Annotated in this window: 16 protein-coding genes; 15 read left to right on the top strand and 1 reads right to left on the bottom strand. The window is 36.0% G+C overall.

Translation table 11 applies throughout. From position 1 onward, the window contains the following. The first annotated feature begins 278 nt into the window (after window positions 1–278). From CAT7_RS03025 to CAT7_RS02955, 15 genes are all read left to right on the top strand, one after another. On the top strand, window positions 279–1,064 hold the full coding sequence (locus CAT7_RS03025; protein ID WP_007721870.1) for a hypothetical protein: 786 nt from the start codon (window positions 279–281) through the stop codon (window positions 1,062–1,064). A gap of 110 nt (window positions 1,065–1,174) precedes the next feature. Continuing rightward, complete coding sequence (locus tag CAT7_RS03020) at window positions 1,175–3,316, top strand: type IA DNA topoisomerase (protein ID WP_007721869.1); 2,142 nt, start codon at window positions 1,175–1,177, stop codon at window positions 3,314–3,316. Window positions 3,317–3,475: 159 nt separating this feature from the next. Next, window positions 3,476–3,793 carry an ArsR/SmtB family transcription factor gene (locus tag CAT7_RS03015; RefSeq protein ID WP_007721868.1) on the top strand — a complete coding sequence of 106 codons (318 nt, stop codon included), beginning with the start codon at window positions 3,476–3,478 and terminating at the stop codon, window positions 3,791–3,793. Between the two features lies 1 nt (window position 3,794). Next, on the top strand, window positions 3,795–5,465 hold the full coding sequence (locus CAT7_RS03010; protein ID WP_007721867.1) for an FAD-dependent oxidoreductase: 1,671 nt from the start codon (window positions 3,795–3,797) through the stop codon (window positions 5,463–5,465). 121 nt (window positions 5,466–5,586) lie between these two features. Further along, entirely contained in the window at window positions 5,587–7,341 is a 1,755-nt protein-coding gene (locus CAT7_RS03005; RefSeq protein WP_007721866.1) for an ABC transporter ATP-binding protein, read from the top strand. Continuing rightward, entirely contained in the window at window positions 7,341–9,131 is a 1,791-nt protein-coding gene (locus CAT7_RS03000) for an ABC transporter ATP-binding protein (protein WP_007721865.1), read from the top strand. Before CAT7_RS03005 ends, CAT7_RS03000 begins: the two co-directional genes overlap by 1 nt. 153 nt (window positions 9,132–9,284) lie before the next feature. Beyond that, window positions 9,285–9,506 carry a heavy-metal-associated domain-containing protein gene (locus tag CAT7_RS02995; protein WP_007721863.1) on the top strand — a complete coding sequence of 74 codons (222 nt, stop codon included), beginning with the start codon at window positions 9,285–9,287 and terminating at the stop codon, window positions 9,504–9,506. 98 nt (window positions 9,507–9,604) lie between these two features. After that, window positions 9,605–10,453, top strand: coding sequence for a prolipoprotein diacylglyceryl transferase (lgt, locus tag CAT7_RS02990; protein WP_007721861.1), 849 nt, complete (start codon window positions 9,605–9,607; stop codon window positions 10,451–10,453). A 123-nt stretch (window positions 10,454–10,576) separates the two neighbouring features. Further along, complete coding sequence (locus CAT7_RS02985) at window positions 10,577–10,798, top strand: heavy-metal-associated domain-containing protein (protein ID WP_007721859.1); 222 nt, start codon at window positions 10,577–10,579, stop codon at window positions 10,796–10,798. A gap of 19 nt (window positions 10,799–10,817) precedes the next feature. Continuing rightward, on the top strand, window positions 10,818–12,725 hold the full coding sequence (locus CAT7_RS02980; RefSeq protein WP_007721857.1) for a heavy metal translocating P-type ATPase: 1,908 nt from the start codon (window positions 10,818–10,820) through the stop codon (window positions 12,723–12,725). A 159-nt stretch (window positions 12,726–12,884) separates the two neighbouring features. Then, window positions 12,885–13,427, top strand: a complete 543-nt coding sequence (locus CAT7_RS02975) for a Dps family protein (RefSeq protein ID WP_007721855.1) — start codon at window positions 12,885–12,887, stop codon at window positions 13,425–13,427. 185 nt (window positions 13,428–13,612) lie between these two features. Then, complete coding sequence (locus CAT7_RS02970) at window positions 13,613–14,317, top strand: Crp/Fnr family transcriptional regulator (RefSeq protein WP_007721853.1); 705 nt, start codon at window positions 13,613–13,615, stop codon at window positions 14,315–14,317. Between the two features lie 68 nt (window positions 14,318–14,385). Next, window positions 14,386–16,737, top strand: a complete 2,352-nt coding sequence (locus CAT7_RS02965; RefSeq protein WP_007721852.1) for a helix-turn-helix domain-containing protein — start codon at window positions 14,386–14,388, stop codon at window positions 16,735–16,737. Between the two features lie 484 nt (window positions 16,738–17,221). Next, complete coding sequence (locus CAT7_RS02960) at window positions 17,222–18,418, top strand: M20 family metallopeptidase (protein WP_007721851.1); 1,197 nt, start codon at window positions 17,222–17,224, stop codon at window positions 18,416–18,418. Window positions 18,419–18,425: 7 nt separating this feature from the next. Further along, entirely contained in the window at window positions 18,426–19,817 is a 1,392-nt protein-coding gene (locus tag CAT7_RS02955) for an MFS transporter (RefSeq protein WP_007721850.1), read from the top strand. Between the two features lie 113 nt (window positions 19,818–19,930). Here CAT7_RS02955 and CAT7_RS02950 read toward each other — a convergent pair. Continuing rightward, a partial coding sequence (locus CAT7_RS02950) for an MFS transporter (protein ID WP_007721849.1) occupies window positions 19,931–21,270 on the bottom strand: 1,340 nt, incomplete at its 5' end.

Genomic DNA, 21,270 nt, shown 5'->3' with positions numbered 1-21,270 from the left:
ACTCTTATTTTATGTTCTACTGTTGCAGTGTCAGGTTCCAATTAACAATCCTAAAAAGCTATTTATACGGGCAAGTAAATTAATCTAATTATACTACAAATAGCCCGGAAAATGAGAAGAAAAGGCTGGTTTTATCGTAAGAAAGACAAAGTGGAAAACCGGTAGAAGGATTAGGTATGATTTGCGGACATAGAAAGAATTCTTTATACTTTGTAGAGATGCAATTAAAAACGGATAGTGTCTAATCCTAACGTTTTATTACACTATGGAGGAAAAAGATGGATAAAAAAACAGAGAAGTTATTGATTAAGAAAGCAAAGAAATTAGCTAAGTGGTATGAAGGTGTATTTGTAAATCCCGTTTTTTGGGAAGTAAATGGAAAACCTTACTACATGGCTGGATTTACAGTGAATAATACAGTAAAAGCGACAGCTTATTTAACAACTGTAGGGGGAGAAACGAGAGAAGAAGCAGAAATAGCTCAATCTTCATTATCACTTTTTTCAGATACTAGTACGAATATTCTTAAGGTTGGCGGTGAACACTTAAAAATAGATACTACTTACTATACGGAACCGCTGAAAATACCGGTAAATTCAACCGATTTAACCGTAAATGAAGGACATAAAGCTTTTGAACAATTGTGGAATGTGCAACAGAAGTTTAACCAGCTGACCAATAACTATAAACGTTATTACGATGAACTATTGCTGAGAGAGCAATTAATGCAAAAAGATATTGACCATAATATTGAAATAGCCAATTGGGTCAATCTTTACCAATATGAAACATTATCGCTATTATTAGATCGAAATAACGCATTGCGCGTATATTCTAATTATCTGATGAAAACGAAAGAATGGAAATCTTTATCACGTGATCAACGGATATTTGTTACTCAAATCACAGATAATGTTGCTAAAGTGGAAGAAAACCGCCGTTCTTTAGCGCTTATTGAAGTGGATGATCAAGAAAAAATGATTGCATTGAATAAGGAAAAAGCGAAAAGTGATCTTAAAAAAGGTATTGATAAACAAAAAGCATATATTCGCTATCCAGTCTAACGAATAAAAAGTAGTATCTACCAAGTGAATTGAACTGGTGAAATAATTAACTAAAATGAAGAATCATTTGTAGGAGCGAATTAAGTGAAAAGATTGGGGAAGTGATAAATATGAAGCGGGTTATCTTAGCAGAGAAACCTTCCCAGGCACAAGCGTATGCTGAATCTTTTGGAAAATTTTCAAAAAAAGATGGGTATATTATTTTAAATCCATCCAATGATATCATTACTTGGGGATTCGGACATTTAGTCGAATTGGCTTCCCCAGAAGAATATAGAGATGAATGGAAAAAATGGAATATGAAAGAACTGCCCATTATTCCGCAAACGTTTAAATTTAAAGTTGGGCAAGGCAAAAGCAAACAGTTTAATATCATAAAAAGACTGTTGAAAGAAGCAGACCAAATCGTGATCGCTACTGATAGCGATCGCGAAGGGGAAAATATTGCGCGGTCAATCATCAGCCAAGCAAAAGCAGATAACAAGGAAATTAAACGTCTGTGGATCAACTCACTTGAAGCGGATGAGATACAAAAAGGATTTTCTGATTTAAGAGATGGAAAAGACTTTTATTCTGCTTACATTGAAGCTCAAACAAGACAAATAAGCGACTGGTTAGTGGGTATTAATTTATCGCGCATGTACACTCTTTCGCTGCAAAAAAAAGGCATTAATGAAGGGGTATTTAGCGTGGGGCGTGTTCAAACACCAACCCTTTATATGATTTATACTCGTCAAAAAGAGATTGAAAATTTTATCCCGGAACCTTTTTTTGAAATGCACGCTACAATAAAAGCTGAAAAAGGGTCATTTAAAGCCAAATATAACAAAAAATTTCCAACAAAAAAAGAATTACAAGATCTAATCAAAAAACATGAATTACTAGCTAGCAATCCTGGAGTGATTTCTGATATCGGAACGAAACGCATTTCACAGCCTTCACCGTTTTTGTTTTCCTTAAGTGACTTGCAAAGTTTGATAAATAAAAAATATAAAGTGAGCCCATCAGATACATTGAAACATGTCCAATCGCTTTATGAAGCTAAATTGCTCAGTTACCCACGAAGCGACTGCCGGCATATTACTGATTCAGAGTTTCATTACTTGATAGAAAGAATTGACGGTTATCAAAGTGTATTGAATTATACCATAGAACAGCCGAATACAAGTAAACGAAAACGGTATGTAGATGGTTCAAAAGTTCAAGAGCATTACGCTATTATTCCGACTAAAAAAGTACCCACGCAAAAAGAGTTAGACAAGTTGACATCCATTCAAAAAGAAATTTATTATACTGTTTTGAAGCGGACAATGGCGATGTTTGAAACAGACTATAAATATGATGAAACCACCATCACGGTAGAAATTAAAAAGCTCCCTTTTATAAGTAAAGGAAGAACGATTCTGGATAAAGGCTGGCGCAAGTTGGAGTATGCTGCTAGTAAGAAAACAGATAAAGAAGAAAATACAGAATTGCCTTTAGTACAAAAAAATGAAGCAATTGAAGCAGATTTAGCTACTTCAGAAGGGTTTACAGCACCACCAAAATCTTACACAGAAGGTACCTTAATCACTGCTATGAAGACTTGTGGTAAAGAACTGGAAAATGTGGAAGAAAAAGAAATCCTAAAAGCCACTGAAGGGATTGGAACAGAAGCGACCAGAGCGAATGTTCTTGAGACACTTAAAAAACAACACTATATTGAGATTCAAAAAAACGATGTGACGGTTACTCAAAAAGGAGCGATACTGTGTCAAGCAGTAAAAAACACCTTATTAAGCAGTCCTGAAATGACAGCCAAATGGGAAACTTATTTAAAGAAAATAAAGAAAGAAGAAGGCACTCAAGAAGCATTTTTGGAAAATATTCAAAAATTTATCGACCATACATTGGCTTCAAGCGCTCAAGTAATTGAAAGCAGTGACTGGTCTACTCGTATAACGAGTATGAATCAAACGATTAGTCAAACAAAGCAGACAATTGGAACTTGTCCTGCATGCGGCCAGTCGATAATAGATAAAGGGAAATTTTATGGTTGTAGTGGATACAGTAACGGCTGTACCTTCACATTGCCAAAAAGATATGTAGGAAAAACATTATCTGAAGCAACAATAAAAAAACTATTAAAGACAAAAGAAACATCGTTGTTAAAAGGATTCAAGAAAAAAACAGGCGAGACTTTTTCAGCTGCTCTTATAGTGAATGAGGAGCATAAGGTAATGTTTAAGCCCTATAAAAAAACGGATAAATAAAGGCTAAACATTAGTATGAAGAGATTTTGAAATGAAACCCCAAGTAATAGTGAGTGGGTTCACTATTACTTGGGGTCTTTTTGCAAAGAAAAAGTTGCACATAGATAGAATATCATCTATATTAGTAAGGAAGCAAAATGGAAGAAAAGAGGTCTAAATGTGGACTATAATTCTTATGCAAAAGTGATGAAAGCTTTATCTGATCCTAAACGGGTAAAAATAGTAGATATGCTTTCTAACGGCAAGTTATGTGCTTGCGCTATTCTGGAGCAATTTAATTTTACACAGCCTACTTTGTCTCATCATATAAAAGTGTTAGTGACTGCTGAGTTGGTAACAGTAGAAAAAATAGGAACATGGCATTACTACTCATTAAATGAAGATATAATGACTGTATTGGTAACGGATACGCTAAAACTCGCCTCAGCCAGCGCGACGTCTATTGGCGGAGAAGTAAAGGGACAAGGAGAGAAATGAGATGAAAATTGTCATAATTGGATCGGTTGCTTCGGGAACTTCTGTAGCAGCTAAAGCTAGAAGAAATACAGAAGAAGCTGAGATAACAGTTTACGATCAAGGGAAGGATATTTCTTATTCTGTCTGCGGCATTCCTTATCAAATTGGTGGAGAAGTCGCAACAATTGAAGAATTGACGCCACGTGATTCTGTATGGTTCAAGAAAAGATACAATGTAGATATTTATACGGAACATAAAGTGACTCATGTGAATGCTAATGAAAAAACGCTACTGGTTGAAAATAAAGTAACTGGGGAAAGTAAAAAAGATACTTATGATGTGTTGGTATTTGCGACCGGAGCAACACCTATTATTCCTGTTCCGTTTGACCAAAAAGACTACCAAAATACTTTTGTAGTTAGAAATATTCAAGATGACCGAGATATCACGACTTTTATTGCTAGTAAACAACCTAAAAAAGCGCTAATTATCGGAGGCGGTTTTATTGGCTTAGAAATGACGGAACAGCTAGAAAATTTAGGAATCGAAGTGACAGTAGTTCAAAGAGGAAAACACATTATGCCGCAAATGGATCCAGACATGGCTTTTCGAGTAGAAAGTTACTTACGCGAAAAAGAGATTCGGTTGATTCTTGACGATACAGTGCATGCGATTGTCGAAACAGAAAAAACCATTACTGGAGTAACCACGACCAAAGGGATAGAAATCGAAACGGATATGGTTATTCTAGCGACTGGGGTTCGTCCAAATACTGCATTGGCAGAACAAATCGGTGTGAATATAGGAGAAACCGGTGCTATCGCAGTCAATCATCAAATGCAGACCAACATTCCTGATGTTTATGCAGTGGGAGACGTAGCAGAGAGTTATTCTCTTTTGACCAATACTCCAATGTATCGCCCGCTTGGAACAACGGCTAATAAAATGGGTCGCATTGCAGGTGATGTGATTACTGGTGGGAATTTAGAACACCGCGGTATCTTGGGAACAGGGATTTTTAGAATTTTTGATAGGCATGTTGGGTATACCGGAATGACCGAAAAAGACGCAGCGAAAGCTGGCTATGAGATTGAAGTTTTATTCAATATCAAACCAGATCATGCAGAGTATATGGGCGGAAAAGAATTGACCATTAAAGCCTTAGCCGATAAGAAAACGGGCCGCATTCTGGGAGCGCAAGCCATTGGTCAAGGTGGAGTCGACAAACGAATTGATGTGATTGCAACCGCCATAACGTTTAAAGCTAAAGCAGAAGATTTGTTCCATTTGGATTTAGCTTATGCACCACCTTTTGCCACAACTAAAGACCCGGTTCTCTATACTGGAATGGCTTTAGACAATGCATTGAAAAGCAATCCACTGATGACACCGGCAGATTTAGTAAATCGTCAACGGGATGATGAAGCTTTGCAAATTATTGATACGCGTTCAAAAAAAGATTTTGAAAAAGCCCATGTAAAAGGAGCTATTCATATTCCACTCGCTGAACTAAGAGAAAGAAGTAACGAGTTGGACAAATCCCCTACAACTATTGTCTATTGTAATAAAGGGGTCACTGGAAATGCTGCTCAAAACGTATTGCTTAATATTGGATTTAAAAAAGTATATAATTTATCTGGTGGTAATAAAAATTATCAAAGTTACATTAGAATGATAGGTTTAAAAAAATAAAATCAATAAAAAAAGCTACTATTAAAAACAAGTAGGAAGATTCCTTTCTATTTGTTTTTTCATGGATTAAGCAAGAATCTTGCATAGAAAAAATGGAAGATTAAAAGAAAGGAACGAAATAATGTTTAATACGTTTAAAAAATATGGTTGGTTTTTCAAGTTGCGCTGGAAAAGTTATACGTTTGGTGTTACAGCTTTAATTATTTGTGCTATTTTACAAGTTATGAATCCAAAAATCATCGGTACTATTATTGACCATTTCATAGCAGGAACGCTAAATTGGCAAATTTTGTCTTTTTGGGTTGCACTAATTCTTATTTTTTCATTGGTTATGTATGCTTTGAGATATGGCTGGAGAATGGCTTTATTTGGGAACTCAACATTGATTGAGTCTATTTTACGTAATCGTTTGTTTACATTTTTCACTCGAATGGATTCAGAATTTTTTCATAAATACCGTACGGGAGATTTGATGGCCCATGCTACAAATGATTTGGCAGCTATTCGATTTGTAGCAGCTGATGGTGTCTTAACATTAACGGATGCTCTATCATTAGGCGGTGTTACGCTTTTTTCTATGTTCTTTTTTATTGATTGGAAGCTAACGCTCGTCTCTATTTTGCCATTGCCAATCTTGATTTTTGTCTCAACTTATTTAGGGAAAATGATTCATGCCCGTTACCGTGGAGCCTTACAAGCTTTTTCATCTATGAACGATCACGTTCAAGAAAGTGTAACGGGTATGAAAGTGCTCAAAACACTTGGAGAAGAAAAAGAAGATTTTTCTGCTTTTAAAGAAGAAACACAAAAGGTTGTAAATACAAACCAACGCGTCTACAAATTAAAAGCAGCTTTAAACCCAAGCATTGAGATAATTATGGGATTAACGTATGTAATTGCCTTGTTAGTTGGTGGGAATTATGTGCAAATTGGACGTATTTCTATTGGAGATTTAGTGGCTTTCATTAGTTATATTGGCATGATGCAGTGGCCATTGCTAGCTGCAGGGGGTCTTATTAATACACTTGAACGAGGAAATGCCGCTTACGATAGGGTAGATGCTTTATTAGATTACACTCCTTCAATTGTGGAATTGGATAATCCTTACCGTCAATCTTTAAATGGAGATATTGCGTTTGATATTCAATCGTTTGCTTATCCAGATGATCCGCATCCTACTTTAACTAATGTTTCTTTCCAATTAAAAAAAGGTGAAATGCTAGGAGTAGTCGGCAGAACGGGTGCTGGAAAGAGCACGTTATACAAATTACTGCTACGTGATTATGATCAATATGAGGGAACGATATCCTATGATGGGATTAATATAAAAGAGTACGCATTAGAGTCACTTAAAAAAGGAATAGCTATTGTTCCACAAGAAAACTTTTTATTTTCAACAACTATTCGAGAAAATATCCGTTTTGGGAATCCGAATTTATCGCAAGCAGAAGTTGAAAAATATGCAACATTAGCCAACATCCATGAAGATATTTTACAATTCTCTGAGGGCTATGATACGAAAGTTGGGGAACGAGGAGTCTCTTTATCTGGTGGACAAAAACAGCGGATTGCGATTGCACGTGCTTTAGCTGTAGAACCAGAATGTTTGATTTTAGATGATTCTCTCTCAGCAGTAGATGCTCAAACGGAAGAAACTATTTTAAGTTTATTGAAGCAAGAAAGACGCCACAAAACAACCATTATTTCTGCCCATCGTATTAGTTCAATCATGAATGCAGATGAAATCATTGTAATGGAAAAAGGAAAGATCAGTGAACGCGGTTCTCATCAAGAATTGATCGGAATAGACGGCTGGTATAACGATATGTACCATAAACAACAACTCGAGAAAAAATTAGATGGGGAGGGAGTGTAATGGAAGCACAAAAACAAACAGCCTTTTCCACTAAAGAATCAGGGTGTATCTTGTTTAGTCTAATCCGTTTTGCAAAACCGCATAAATTTCTTTTCATCTTCTCATTTCTATTTTTAGCGTTGAGTGCAGCAATAGCTGCGTATTTGCCAATCATTATTCAACGTTACATTGACACTTATTTAGCAAATGGGACAGCAACAATGGAAATTACAGTACGTATAGTAATTTTTTATGGAGTACTGACTCTCCTCAAGGCCATCTTTTCATATGCAAAGGATTTTCTATTTAACACGGCTTCTGAAAGAACCGTTGCGAATATTCGAAATCAATTGTATGAAAAAGTTGTTTCATTGGGAATGCGTTATTTTGACCAAACTCCCGCGGGTACAGTTGTTTCTAGAGTAACAAATGATACAGAAACCATAAAAGACTTTTGGACAGTCTTTTTAAATATTGCAAATGGGTTATTTAATGTCATTTCAATCACAATTGCTATGTTTGCATTGAATTGGCGAATGGCGTTAGTCTTTTTGCTGTTTACACCTTTCATTATCTGGATTGCAGGAATCTATCGAAAGAAAAGTACGGTTGTCTACAGTCAGATGAGAAAAGTATTGAGTCAGCTAAATGCGAGTTTAAGTGAATCGATCAGCGGAATGAGTATTATCCAAAAGTACCACCAAGAAGAGCGTTTGATAGAAGAATTTAGCGATATCAATCAAGAATATGTCGTTTCTCGACGTTCGATGTATAGCATGAATGCATTATTATTAGCACCAGCTATCAATGTGATTGAATCCGTTGCTCTAGTAGTAGTATTGCTAATTTTTGGGTATCAAGATTGGAATCAAAGTGCAGTTGATATTGGTCTGGTCTATGCGTTTACGGCATATTCGCGCTCATTCTTTCAACCCATTAGTCAAATGATGAATAGCTTAAGCTCCTTACAAGATGGTATTGTTTCTGGGTATCGGGTCCAAGAATTATTGAAAAATGATGAACTTGCACCGCAATCTATGCCAGGGGAAAATGGGTTGATTACTAACGGACACATCAAAGTAAATAATTTGAACTTTTCATATGATGGTAAGAAACAAGTTTTACGCAACATCAGCTTTGAAGTGAAACCAGGTCAAACAGTTGCTTTGGTCGGTCAAACGGGATCAGGAAAAAGTTCCATCATTAATGTCTTGATGCGCTTTTATGAATACCATGAAGGAGAAATTACTATTGATGGACACTCGTTAAAGGATATGTCTATTGAAGGGCTTAGAACTAAAATGGGCTTAGTTTTGCAAGATAGTTTCTTGTTTTATGGAAATATCGCCGACAACATCCGAATGTACAATACCTCTTATACCGAAGAAGAGGTTAAGCAAGCGGCTGAATTTGTCTATGCAGATGATTTTATATCTGAAATGGAAAATGGGTATGCATCAAAAGTTATCGAACGAGGAGCAAGCTTATCTGCTGGAGAAAAGCAGTTGATCAGTTTTGCTAGAACAATTCTACGTTCACCGCGTATACTAATTCTTGATGAAGCAACAGCTAATATTGATACAGAAACGGAAGAGAAAATTCAAAAAGGTTTAGCCAATATGCGTAAAGGTCGGACCTCTTTGATTATTGCCCATCGCTTATCTACGATTAAAGATGCAGATAAGATTTTAGTTCTGCATAACGGTGAAATTGTTGAACAAGGAAGTCATGATGAATTAATTGATCAAAAAGGGACCTATTACGATATGTATCAATTACAGACTTATCAAGAAAAAACAGGCGACTTATAAACACTTAAACCGATTAACTATCAAAAAAAGATCGAATCATTTTAGATTCGGTCTTTTTTTGTTGAGCTTTTTATCGGAAATTGATGAAGGTCAATTTTTTAAGGAGTAGGACTGCTTATACTAAAGATAATAAAAGATAGGAGGAAGATCATTATGAGTAAAGCAGTATATCAATTAGAACCATTAACTTGTCCATCATGTATCAAGAAAATCGAAACGACTTTAAATAAAACGGCAGGTATTGAATCAGCCAAGGTAATGTTTAATTCAAGCAAAGTAAAAACAGAGTTCGATGAAACAGCTATTGAAGCTAGTAAAATTCAAGAAACCATTCAAAAATTAGGTTATCCCGTACTATCTGCCAAAATATCTTAATAGATGAAGTCTGATAATGAGTTGAAAATAATCTAAAGAAGGATTCCGACTTTCAATAGTGGGAATCTTTTTTTGAAAAGTGAAATGGAGTAGATTAAATGGAAGTAGGATTAGGATCAATCAACCCCCATGCTATTGAGATAGGCTCTTTCGTGATCCATTGGTATGGTGTCATCATTGCTGCAGCAATAGTTTTAGCTATTCATTTAAGCACCAGAGAAGCAAAGAAAAAAGGTCTTGAAGAGGATATCATCATTGATATGGCTTTATGGGCTATTCCGATTGGTTTTATAGGTGCACGTCTCTATTACGTTTTATTCGAATTAGATTATTATCTCCAGAACCCAGGAGAAATTGTAGCTATTTGGAATGGTGGAATTGCTATTTACGGAGGGTTGATTGCAGGAGGACTTACACTATACTGGTATACAAATAAGAAAGGCGTTTCTTTATCATTGTTATTAGATATCTTGGCACCTAATGTATTGTTGGCTCAAGCTATCGGACGCTGGGGAAACTTTATTAACCAAGAAGCTCATGGAGGACCTGTTAGTTATGCATTTCTTGAAAAATTATATTTACCAAAATTTATTATTGAGCAAATGAACATTAAGGGTACCTATTACCATCCAACGTTTCTATATGAATCACTGTGGAGCGTAGTGGGATTTGGACTGATTATCCTATTAAGGAATCGGAAAAACATGTTGCGTCAAGGAGAAGTAGCGTTAAGTTACGTACTTTGGTATTCAGTAGGGAGATTCTTCATTGAAGGGATGAGAACAGATAGCTTGTGGATAGGGGATTTTATGCGCGTATCGCAAGCCTTATCTTTAGTGTTATTCATTGGAGCCATTTTCATATGGTATCTCCGTAGGCAAGACTATCCGCCTATTCCGTACTATTCCAAGGATAGAGAGACAACGAAACTAAGGTCATTAGTATAGCAAAAAAAGATTTCAGCAAAATGTGCTGGAATCTTTTTTTATTGACTGTGGTCAATTTTTAACTGCGTATTAAGAAGTAAGATAAGACTATAAAGAGAGAGCAAAAAGAAAGGAGAAAGATCAATGGCTAAAGCCTTATTTAAAATCGAACCGCTTGATTGTGTTGGATGTGCAAAAAAAATAGAAAATCAGGTCAAAGAATTAGACGGTATCGAATCGGTCAGAGTTTTTCCTCAACTTGGAAAGATTCGCACGACATTTGACAACCAAAAAGTTACGATCCATCAAATTGAAAAAGCCATTCTGTTAACCGGACATTCCATTCATTCAAAAGTAAGCAAATAAAAAATTAGGAGGAATAAAAATGATTGCACATATTAATCATCATAAAAATCATATCACTATTTTATCAGGAGTCTTAATCGCTATTGGATTTATTTCTGGCTTCTTGGGAACCGAAAATTTAAAAGACGTCGCTTTAATTATTGCAACTCTTATTGCCAGTGTACCTATTTTTATCAAAGCCATTCAAGCGTTGCGTATGAAAGCTTTCAGCATTGATTTATTGGTCAGTATTGCTGTTCTAGGGGCATTGTACATTGGCGAGTACACCGAATCTTCTGTGGTAACCTTCTTGTTCTTATTTGGAGATTATTTAGAAATGAGAACGTTAGAAAAAACCCGTTCGTCTTTAAGAGAATTGGTTGATATGGCTCCACAAGAAGCGACAATATTACGGGCAGATGGAAACACAGAGACAATTCCCGTCGAAGAGGTTGAAGAAGGAGACCGTGTCGTGATTCATCCAGGTGGAAAAGTTCCTGTTGATGGTAAAATTGTCTCCGGAAAAGCTTCTATTAATGAAGCGGCGATTACTGGGGAATCTGTTCCAGCTTCAAAGACAATCGACGCTAAAGTTTTTAGTGGAACTATAGTAGACAATGGGTACATTGAAATCATCGCTGAAAGAGTTGGTGATGATACGACATTTGCGAAAATTATTGAGCTAGTTGAAGAAGCACAAGAATCAAAATCTAAAGCCGAAAAATTCTTAGATAAATTCGCCAATATCTACACACCAACTGTAGTTGTCTTATCGATTATCGTGTACCTCTTTACTAGAGATCTCCATTTGGCCATTACGTTCTTAGTTATCGCATGTCCTGGTGCTTTAGTTATCGGAGCTCCCGTTTCAAATGTTGCCGGTATCGGAAATGGCGCAAAGAATGGGGTGTTGATTAAAGGTGGAGAAATTATGGATAAGTTTTCCAAAGTTGATACCTTGGTTTTTGATAAAACAGGTACCTTAACAAAAGGAAAACCTGAAGTGACAGACATTCACACGTTTAACAAAGTCGATAAGGATACGTTATTGGAACTAGTGGCTAAAGCAGAAACCATTTCTGAACACCATTTGGGACAAACAATTGTAAAAACAGCCAGAAACCGTGGCATGGACCTTGCTTCTATGGAACTAACTGATGGAGAAGCAATCAAAGGCAACGGGATCAAAGCTGTAGTGAACAAGCGTAAAATTATTGCTGGTAATCGAAAATTAATGACAACTGAAAACATCACATTGTCAACGGCTGTTGAAAGCTATGCCGTGAGCCGTGAAAAAGCAGGTAACTCTGCTATCTTTATCGCAATTGACGGAAATATTGCTGGTATTATCTCTATTGCCGATCAGATTCGTGATGATGCTAAGAAAGCTTTGGCACAAATGAGAGCAAATGGAATTAAGAAAATCGTCATGTTGACTGGAGATAACAAACATACTGCAGAAGCTGTTGCAATGGAACTAGGATTAGATGAGTTCCATGCTGAATTATTACCAGAAAACAAAGTAGAATATGTAAAGAAATTGAAAGAATCAGGACACATTGTTGCTATGGCGGGAGACGGAATCAACGATGCTCCAGCGATTGCAACGGCTGATATTGGTTTAGCAATGGGTGAAGGCGGAACTGATGTATCGATGGAAACAGCAGATGTTGTCTTAATGGCTGATAAATTGATGCAGTTCTCACATGCTTACTCATTATCTAAAGCAACAACTAGAAATATGAAACAAAATATTTTTATTGCGGTAGCTGTAGTAGCTATTTTATTAACTGGGGTCTTAATGGGAAGTGTTCATTTGGCATCTGGAATGTTCATACATGAAGCCAGTGTGCTGATCGTTATTTTAAATGCGATGCGTTTGATTCGTTTCAATCGTAAAAATATGCAAGCAGACGAAGAAGTAGTTGCAGTACCTGTCGAAGCTTAATCAACTGGAGTACTAGTCAACAGGCAAGGAAATGAGCTGAACCATTGAAAGGAGTGATCAGTCAAAATTAAGTGCGAGTCTTGCACTAAGTTAGTTCAAGCTGATTTTTTCAAAAGGCAACCGTAACTATTCGAACGATAAAACTAGGAGGAATTAAAAATGACTGAAGAACACACTATTGAAGAATTACATCAAGCAGAGACCGTACAAGAGGAAAAAGAGCATGACCATCACAATCCAACTGCAGCGGCTATGACGAACCATATTATCTCTAACCAAGCAATCCTACATGTGAAACTGCACCAGTATCATTGGTATGTAAAAGGACCCAATTTCTTTTCATTGCATGAAAAATTTGAAAATTTATATGATGAAAATGCTAAGTATTACGATGACATTGCAGAGCGCTTAATTGCTTCAGGTGCCAAACCAGCATCTACTACTGAAGAGTATGCGAAGTATGGGTTGATCTCTGAATCATCAAAAGATAAATATTTGTCAGCTGAAGAAATGGTTGGAAATCTAGTAGATGATTACCGTCTCACAAGAGATTTGACACTAAGAACGATCCGACTAGCACAGAAAGAAGAAGACTTTGTATTAGAAGATACCATGATTGGTTACAAGAACTATTTAGACAAAACAATTTGGCTGTTACAAGCGTTTCTTAGCCAATCAGCTCTTGAAGGAGAAGATGAGTAAACTCATTAAATAAATAGTCAAAGTCAGCCTACTACAGAAAAAATTCATTTCTGCAGTAGGCTGACTTTGATGAAATCTAAGCAAATAAGAAAGAATGTTTAACTTAACTCGAAGAATCCAGCTGAAGTTGGTATACTAAGGTTAATAATACTGTCAAAAAAGTAACTTATGTGGAGGAAATGAATATGAATCATACACACCATAGCCATGACCATTCGAGTAATTCGCATAAAGCATGCGTATCTCTGGTTCCCATCTTTAATCACTTAGAAGATGAGCAGTTAGATGAAATTATGAAAACAACTCGATCTGTAACGTATAAAAAAAATGAACTTATTTATCATGCTGGAGATGAATCGGATTCTCTTTATATTATTAATAAAGGAAGAGTCCGAATCTACAGATTATCAGATTCTGGGAAAGAACAATTAGTTCGTATGTTAAATCCTGGCGAATTCACTGGTGAAATGGCTTTGTTTTCAGAGTCTACACATGAATCGTATGCTGAAGCTATTGTGGATACAAAAATTTGTATGATTAAACGCTCTGATTTGCAAGAATTCTTGCTGAAATACCCTTCGATTGCTCTAAAAGTGATTGCTGAATTTTCAAGTCGCCTTGAAGCATCTGAAAAGCAAACGACACGTTTTTCAACAGAAAAAGTTGAAACTCGTATTGCTTTATATTTAGCAGAAAGTCTCGATGATGAAGAACTAGGAGCAGCCGAATTTACTTTACCCATGAGCAAAAAAGATTTGGCTTCTTATTTGGGAACGACTCCTGAAACCATCAGTCGTAAGTTCAATGACTTAGAAGAGAAAGGGTACATCAAACAAATTACTCATAAACGAATTAGAGTACTTGATTTAGATGGGTTATTATTGATTTGATAGAATGCTGAGGTCTGTAAACTGAGCAGTCATGCGAAAAAAACTAATTTGTACAAAGGGGGGATAGTATGGAACAAAAACTAATCAACGACTTTGAAATCATGATACAAAGTATTCAATCTGTTTCATCTCACCAATTTGCAGGTACAATGCTTTTGTTTGTGGTTGAAGGGACTATTACGGTTTTGATGGATGGAGAAGAGTATTTCTTACAGGAAAGCGATATTCTGATTATTAATCGAAATACCATTTATAGTATCATAGGAGACTCATCGAATGTTGTCGTTTCTTTAGCTATTACGAACCACTTTTTTAAAATGCAGTACGAAGCCTACTACCATTATGTTTTTGAATGTTTCTCTAAAAAGATTGATACTGGTCGTGAGGAAGTTTTAGCCCAACTGCGCCGTTTATTAGCGAAAATGGTGATTGCTCATTTGCAAAAGGGGGAGGATAGTTCCATTAGCGTTCAAAGCGATCTTTATCAAGTTTTATTGATGATGATTCGTTTTTTCAAAAAGAGCATTCCTTATCAAGAACAAATTGAATTAGAAGACGAACGAATAACCCGTATTTTAAACCATATTGAACACCATTATGGCGAACCCTTATCATTAACTCATATGGCTAATCAAGAATTTTTATCGCCTTCTTATTTTTCGCGTTATTTCAAACAATTCGTCGGCATCAATTTTTCAAAGTATCTGACGAACGTTCGACTTAAGCACAGTAAAGAAGATTTGATTCATTCATCAGATTCGCTTTTTCAGATAGCATCCCGAAATGGATTCTCCACAGCGAAACAATTTGCACTGGCTTTTAAAACAGTCTATGAACAAACACCAGCTAGCTATCGAAAAAAGCATAAATCAATGGTTCCTTTAGAGGAAAGTATGGCTAGACAGAATACTAGTAAATCTAGTATTTTAGATTCACCTGAGGTACTTGTGAAATTAACTAAGTATTGTGATAAAGAAATGAACCAAACTCTTTTAGGAAATGATTTTACAAATGAAAAATTACTGATTTCACCTATGGAGCAGACAAAAACAGCACTTATTCATGAAAAACACATTGTTTTTATTGGCGAATTGAAAGACATTTTAAATGAGAATATAAAGAAACAAATTTTGATGGCAAATGATTCCATGAAAATAAACTATATCGGTATCCGTAATTTAATCAGCGGTTCAACAATTCTACCAGAAATAAATACCGATGAAGCTATTTCTACTATTTCGATATACGCCAACGCTGATCTAGCTTTACGTACAATTAAAGATTCGGGATTTAGTGTCTTTTTGCGAATCAATGTAAATGAAATACTTTACTTCCAAGACTACTTCTCTAAACTAAGGGCATTTCTCAATCATACTATTCAAGTGTTTGGTAAAGAATTTGTTCAGAACTGGCATGTTTTGTTTTATGCACCAAAAGAGACAAAACTTGATCCTACGTTACTAGAGGAGTTATACGATACGTTACAAAAGACATTAAAAAATAAAATGCCACATATTCAATTAGGTATTTTTTTACCTTTTGATGAAGACGCGGAAAGCATTGAAAAAAGTCACATGTGGCTTCTAAATAAGGCGAGAAATATTGATTTTATAAGTTTTGATGCCAATCGAAATAGCGATATTAATTTTGAAGACACAAGTGATAAGAATTTTATGAAAGCACAAAATTACCATATGAACAAAACGAAGAGGTTGAAACACTTTCTCAAGAAAAATAAAATTGAAAAACCGTTGTTCCTTGATATTTGGAATACACTGACGGGAGATTCTCGGTATAGTAATGGCACTTTTTTTCGTGCGGCACTCATTTTCAACACCGTGCTAGAGCTGAGTCAAGAAGTTCAAGGTTTAGGTTTTTGGATTAATAATGAAATACACGAAAGGGTCCATAACAGTCAAGATTTGGTTTCTGATGGTCTTGAACTCTTTCATTATTTTGATGGTAAACGACCGGTTTATTATGCTATGTTTTTTAAAGAAAGGTTGTACGGTACCGTCTTATCTGAAGGAGAAAACCATCTTTTAACACAAAATGAAGATGGCTATCAAATTGCGTTATTCCATGAACGGAACTTTAACCCTAGGTATTCAGTTGATGATTTATTCTTGCGTGAACATAGTAAAGAGTTGCAAGTTAAAATAGAAAATTTAGAACCAGGTGAATATCAAGTCACTCGTTTTAAATTCGATCGTAAAAATGGTGCGCTCTATGATAATTTAAGAAAGATCAATAGCAAATATGGCATCAATCAAGACATCATGAAGTACATTATTTCTACTGCGACTCCAGATGTAGAAATAAATGATGAACTTATTGATGGAAAATGGTCTTTTTATGCTTACATGGACATCAATTCGATTCATTTTATTGAGTTGAAAAAAATCGAACCAGATTATTAATGAAGACAAAAATAGTAGTTATCTTTTTAGTATGGATAGATAAATTGAGTTGAATGCTTAAAATTTTTTTAGGAATAGGATTGCTTGTAGCCCTGTACAGCATTGGTTTTTAGCGATTATAGTGAGATTGAAACTTGAACGATTTTAAGACGGTACCAAGGCTCTTACAAGCAAATCCGTCTATTCCACAAGAAATTTAGTTGAAGCAGCCACACAATTTGAAGAAAAACCAAAATAAATAAAAGAAGTTATTCTAGCTGATACTGAGTAGAATACCTTTTTTTTTGCAATAAAAGCAATTAAGGAATAAAAAAGCCTCTTTTCTTTACCTATTTGAGCCTAATGAAAAATGACGAGAGCAAAAAAGAGCTCTTTTGTGTAAAATTATGCCCTGTTTTTTTCCTGAATCTATCTTAGAATAGAAGGGTAAAGAACGAAAGAACAAAGTTAATCGCTCTGAAAGATAACTAAGGAGGAGAAAAAAATGAACGAATCTATAAAAAATGACCTTTTTGAAAAAATGAATGAGAAGCAAGACCGTATGATTGAGATACGCCGTTATTTGCACGAAAATCCTGAGTTGTCTTTTCAAGAAGAAAAAACGGCTGCTTATATTGCTGACTTTTATAAAGGCAAAGACTGTAACGTGCGAACAAATGTAGGTGGAAGAGGTATAGTCGTAACAATTGATTCTGGTAAACCCGGAAAAACAGTGGCTATTCGCGCTGATTTTGATGCATTGCCAATTGAAGAAGAAGCAGATGTTTCCTTTAAATCTAAAAATGCGGGTGTGATGCATGCTTGTGGGCATGATGGGCATACGGCATACATGTTAATCTTAGCTGAATCTTTGATTGAACTAAAAGATTCATTAGCAGGGAAAATCGTTGTTATCCATCAACATGCGGAAGAAATGCCTCCAGGTGGAGCAATACAAATGATTCAAGATCACGCACTAGATGGAGTTGACAATGTTTTTGGTATCCATGTGATGTCTCAAATGGAAACAGGTAAACTATTTTATCGTCCTGAAAACATTCAAACTGGCCGTGCAAATTTCCATATCAAGATTCAAGGAGTCGGCGGACATGGTTCTTCGCCGCACAAAGCAAATGATGCAATTGTAGCCGCAAGTTATTTCGTGGTAGCCGTCCAATCCATCGTGAGCCGTCGTTTAAATCCATTTGACGTGGGTTCAATTACAATTGGTAACTTCGATGGTCGTGGATCATTCAATGTGATCAAAGATTCAGTCTTCCTAGAGGGTGATGTACGTTCAATGTCTGAAGAAGTTCGTACAATTATCGAAAAAGAAATTCGCGCTAAATTAGAAGGTATAGCAGCTATGTTTGATGTTACTTATGAGCTGAAATATGAAAATGACTACCCAGTTCTATATAATGATCCTGAGTTGACAGAAGAAACGATCAGCAAATTGAAACAAACAACTATTCCTGAACTAAAAGGAATCGAAATGTGTGATGCACAACCCCCTTCAGAAGATTTTGCTTACTATGCAAAAGAACGCCCAAGTATGTTCTTTTATGTGGGGGCTGCTCCTGAAGAAGGCGAAGCTTATCCACATCATCATCCTAAATTTAAAATTAGTGAATCAAGTTTAATCGTTGCAGCAAAAGCAATGGGATCAATTGTAATAGATTATCTAGTAAAAGGAGAATAAAAGAAAAATGGAAACAAATTATAAGGGTACAAATAGATTAATTGTTGGGATTGTATTTGGAGTTATTACATTTTGGTTATTCGCACAAACGATGTTAAATATTGGACCAGCTGTACAAGCTGATTTAGGTATTTCATCAAGTGTTTTAAACATTGCGATTAGTTTGACCGGGTTATTCTCAGGGATGTTTATGGTAGGGTCAGGCGCAATGGCTGATAAACTTGGCCGTGTAAAATTGACAAAAATTGGTTTGATTTTAAGCATTATTGGTTCGTTGTGTTTAGTAGTTGCTCAAGGTTCAGTGTTGTTGATTATCGGGCGTATCATTCAGGGTTTTTCAGCAGCAGCAATTATGCCTGCAACATTATCACTTATGAAAACTTATTTTGAAGGACCAGATCGTCAACGTGCTCTTAGTTATTGGTCTATTGGATCTTGGGGTGGTTCCGGGATCTGTTCATTATTCGGTGGAATGGTAGCAACTTATTTAGGCTGGAGATACATCTTTGTCTTTTCTATCATCTTTGCTATTGCAGGCTTTTTACTAGTTAATGGCACACCTGAAAGCAAAGTCGTAGCTGCAGAAAGAACGACTTTTGATTTTAGTGGCTTAGTTAGTTTTGTGATCATGATGTTAACGTTCAATTTATTTATTACAAATGGTTCTTCTATTGGATGGACTAGCCCATTAGAAATTGCATTTGTTGTCGTATTTATTATTTCAACAGCTATTTTCTTTAAAGTTGAACTAGCAAAAACAAACAGCTTAATTGATTTTTCATTGTTTAAAAATAAAGCTTACAGTGGTGCAACATTATCAAACTTCTTATTGAATGCATCTGCCGGTACAATGTTCGTTGCGAATACGTACGTGCAAATGGGTAGAGGCTATTCTTCATTCCAATCAGGTTTATTAACGATTGGTTACCTAGTTTGTGTATTGTCATCTATTCGCCTAGGTGAAAAAGCTTTACAAAAACACGGTGCTCGTAAACCGATGTTAATGGGCACCAGTATTGCTGGTATCGGGATTCTACTCATGTCTCTAACTTTTATACCAGGTACAATCTATTCTGTTCTTGTATTTGTAGGTTATGCTTTCTATGGTCTAGGACTTGGTTACTATGCAACACCTTCCACAGATACGGCTATCTCTGCTGCTCCTGTAAGCAAAGTTGGAGTAGCGTCTGGAGTTTACAAAATGGCCAGTTCTTTAGGTGGAGCCATTGGTGTAGCTATCTCATCTAGTGTCTATTCAGCTATGTCCACAAGTACTTCTTTTGAATTAGCAGGTATGATAGGTTTATGGGTAAATGTATTATTCGTTGTGATTGCTGTGATTTCTGTTGTCCTAACAGCTCCACGTGAAACAGAAGAATATTTAGCAAGTACACATTAAATAAAAAATGCCATATGCGTCCTTATATTAAGGATACATATGGCATTTTGTGCAAATTGATTGTAAGCGCTTATGTTTTTCTGTAGGAGATTAATGAAAAAGAAATTTTAGTGTTAGGCTTGTTGTTTACGTCTTTCAGCTAAGATAGCTGTATTTTCGCGAACTTGTTTTTTGCCTAATGGATAGATAAAGAAAAGACTAAGAGCAACCAGTAGATAAGCAATAGCTGGGATACCACTAGCAACACCATATATCTTATCTAAAACGTCTTGGTTTTGAGTGGAAGCAGCTGAAACATATCCGATGGCCGATAATGCGAATCCACCTAAACCACCAGCCAAGGCTTGACCAAGTTTACGGGCAAAAGAGTATACCGCGTAAACGGTTCCATCTTCACGTTTACCTGTTCTGATTTCTTGATAATCAATAATATCGGTGATAAAAGCCCAAATGATAATGTTGAAGTAATTCATTCCTAGGTTTCCTAAACTTGCGAGGACAAGGAATAACCAAACATTTGAAGTACCCATAAAGAATAAAATCGTATATATTGTTGCAGACCATAAAAGCGCTACAGTACCTGATTCTTTCTTTCCGAAACGAGAAGCAATTTTATTTGAAAATGGTGCCAGAACAAGTACACCTGCTGCACCCGCAACACCTGCAATTGCTAGCGCTCTATAATTTTGGAAGTAGTCAGCATATAAATAAGCATTCATTGTACCGACCAACAATTGAGCTAACAATAAGAAAATGGCAGCTACGATAATTCCAACTAATGCGCGATTTGTTGTTAGACCTTTAATAATGTTTTTGACTTGTATACCAAAAGATTCTTTTGGTTGTTCACTCGTGTCAGGTAATTGAACACGCTCGATTGAGAAATGATAGCAAAATTGGTAAAGAACAAAGGCGATAACCCCAAATGCAATAGCTATTATAGTGAATCGGTCTCCAAGAACGATTTGTGCACCATTTGCATCGGTTGTGTAAACAAAAAGTGGAACAAAAAATGAAATGAAAATACTTGCGAGACTTGCACCAACACTACGGAAAATTGAAAGTGAAGAGCGGTGATCTGGGTTATCACTGATAACAGAGGCCATGGATCCGTAAGGGATATTTATAGCTGTATAACAAAAACTTCCCCAAAAAATATAAGTTACAAAAATATAAACGATTCTCATATTCATCGGCCAGTCTTGCGCCACATTTAAAAATAGCAAAATCCCTGAAATTACGGCAAATGGAGCAACACGTTTGATCCATACTCTGAATCGTCCATCTTTAGAAGGTTTCAATGTATCAATCAATCGGCCCATTCCAATATCGGTAAATGCATCGACAATACGAGCGGTTAGGAATAGGGTTCCAACGACAGCCCCGCTTATCCCTAAAACTTTTGTATAGAAAAGCATTAAGAACGAACTAGAGAAAATAAAGAACATATCAT

The sequence above is a fragment of the Carnobacterium sp. AT7 genome (genome assembly GCF_000171855.1).
GTDB classification, from domain to species: Bacteria; Bacillota; Bacilli; order Lactobacillales; family Carnobacteriaceae; genus Carnobacterium_B; species Carnobacterium_B jeotgali.
The sequence above is the reverse complement of the archived record's forward strand: the minus strand, read 5'-3'. Positions and strand labels throughout refer to the sequence as shown.

Excerpts from the sequence above, each read along its gene's own strand:
- CAT7_RS03025 (WP_007721870.1), top strand. The coding sequence starts at position 279 with ATGGATAAAAAAACAGAGAAGTTATTGATTAAGAAAGCAAAGAAATTA.
- CAT7_RS03020 (WP_007721869.1), top strand. The coding sequence starts at position 1,175 with ATGAAGCGGGTTATCTTAGCAGAGAAACCTTCCCAGGCACAAGCGTAT.
- CAT7_RS03010 (WP_007721867.1), top strand. The coding sequence starts at position 3,795 with ATGAAAATTGTCATAATTGGATCGGTTGCTTCGGGAACTTCTGTAGCA.
- CAT7_RS03005 (WP_007721866.1), top strand. The coding sequence starts at position 5,587 with ATGTTTAATACGTTTAAAAAATATGGTTGGTTTTTCAAGTTGCGCTGG.
- CAT7_RS03000 (WP_007721865.1), top strand. The coding sequence starts at position 7,341 with ATGGAAGCACAAAAACAAACAGCCTTTTCCACTAAAGAATCAGGGTGT.
- CAT7_RS02995 (WP_007721863.1), top strand. The coding sequence starts at position 9,285 with ATGAGTAAAGCAGTATATCAATTAGAACCATTAACTTGTCCATCATGT.
- lgt (WP_007721861.1), top strand. The coding sequence starts at position 9,605 with ATGGAAGTAGGATTAGGATCAATCAACCCCCATGCTATTGAGATAGGC.
- CAT7_RS02985 (WP_007721859.1), top strand. The coding sequence starts at position 10,577 with ATGGCTAAAGCCTTATTTAAAATCGAACCGCTTGATTGTGTTGGATGT.
- CAT7_RS02980 (WP_007721857.1), top strand. The coding sequence starts at position 10,818 with ATGATTGCACATATTAATCATCATAAAAATCATATCACTATTTTATCA.
- CAT7_RS02975 (WP_007721855.1), top strand. The coding sequence starts at position 12,885 with ATGACTGAAGAACACACTATTGAAGAATTACATCAAGCAGAGACCGTA.
- CAT7_RS02970 (WP_007721853.1), top strand. The coding sequence starts at position 13,613 with ATGAATCATACACACCATAGCCATGACCATTCGAGTAATTCGCATAAA.
- CAT7_RS02965 (WP_007721852.1), top strand. The coding sequence starts at position 14,386 with ATGGAACAAAAACTAATCAACGACTTTGAAATCATGATACAAAGTATT.
- CAT7_RS02960 (WP_007721851.1), top strand. The coding sequence starts at position 17,222 with ATGAACGAATCTATAAAAAATGACCTTTTTGAAAAAATGAATGAGAAG.
- CAT7_RS02955 (WP_007721850.1), top strand. The coding sequence starts at position 18,426 with ATGGAAACAAATTATAAGGGTACAAATAGATTAATTGTTGGGATTGTA.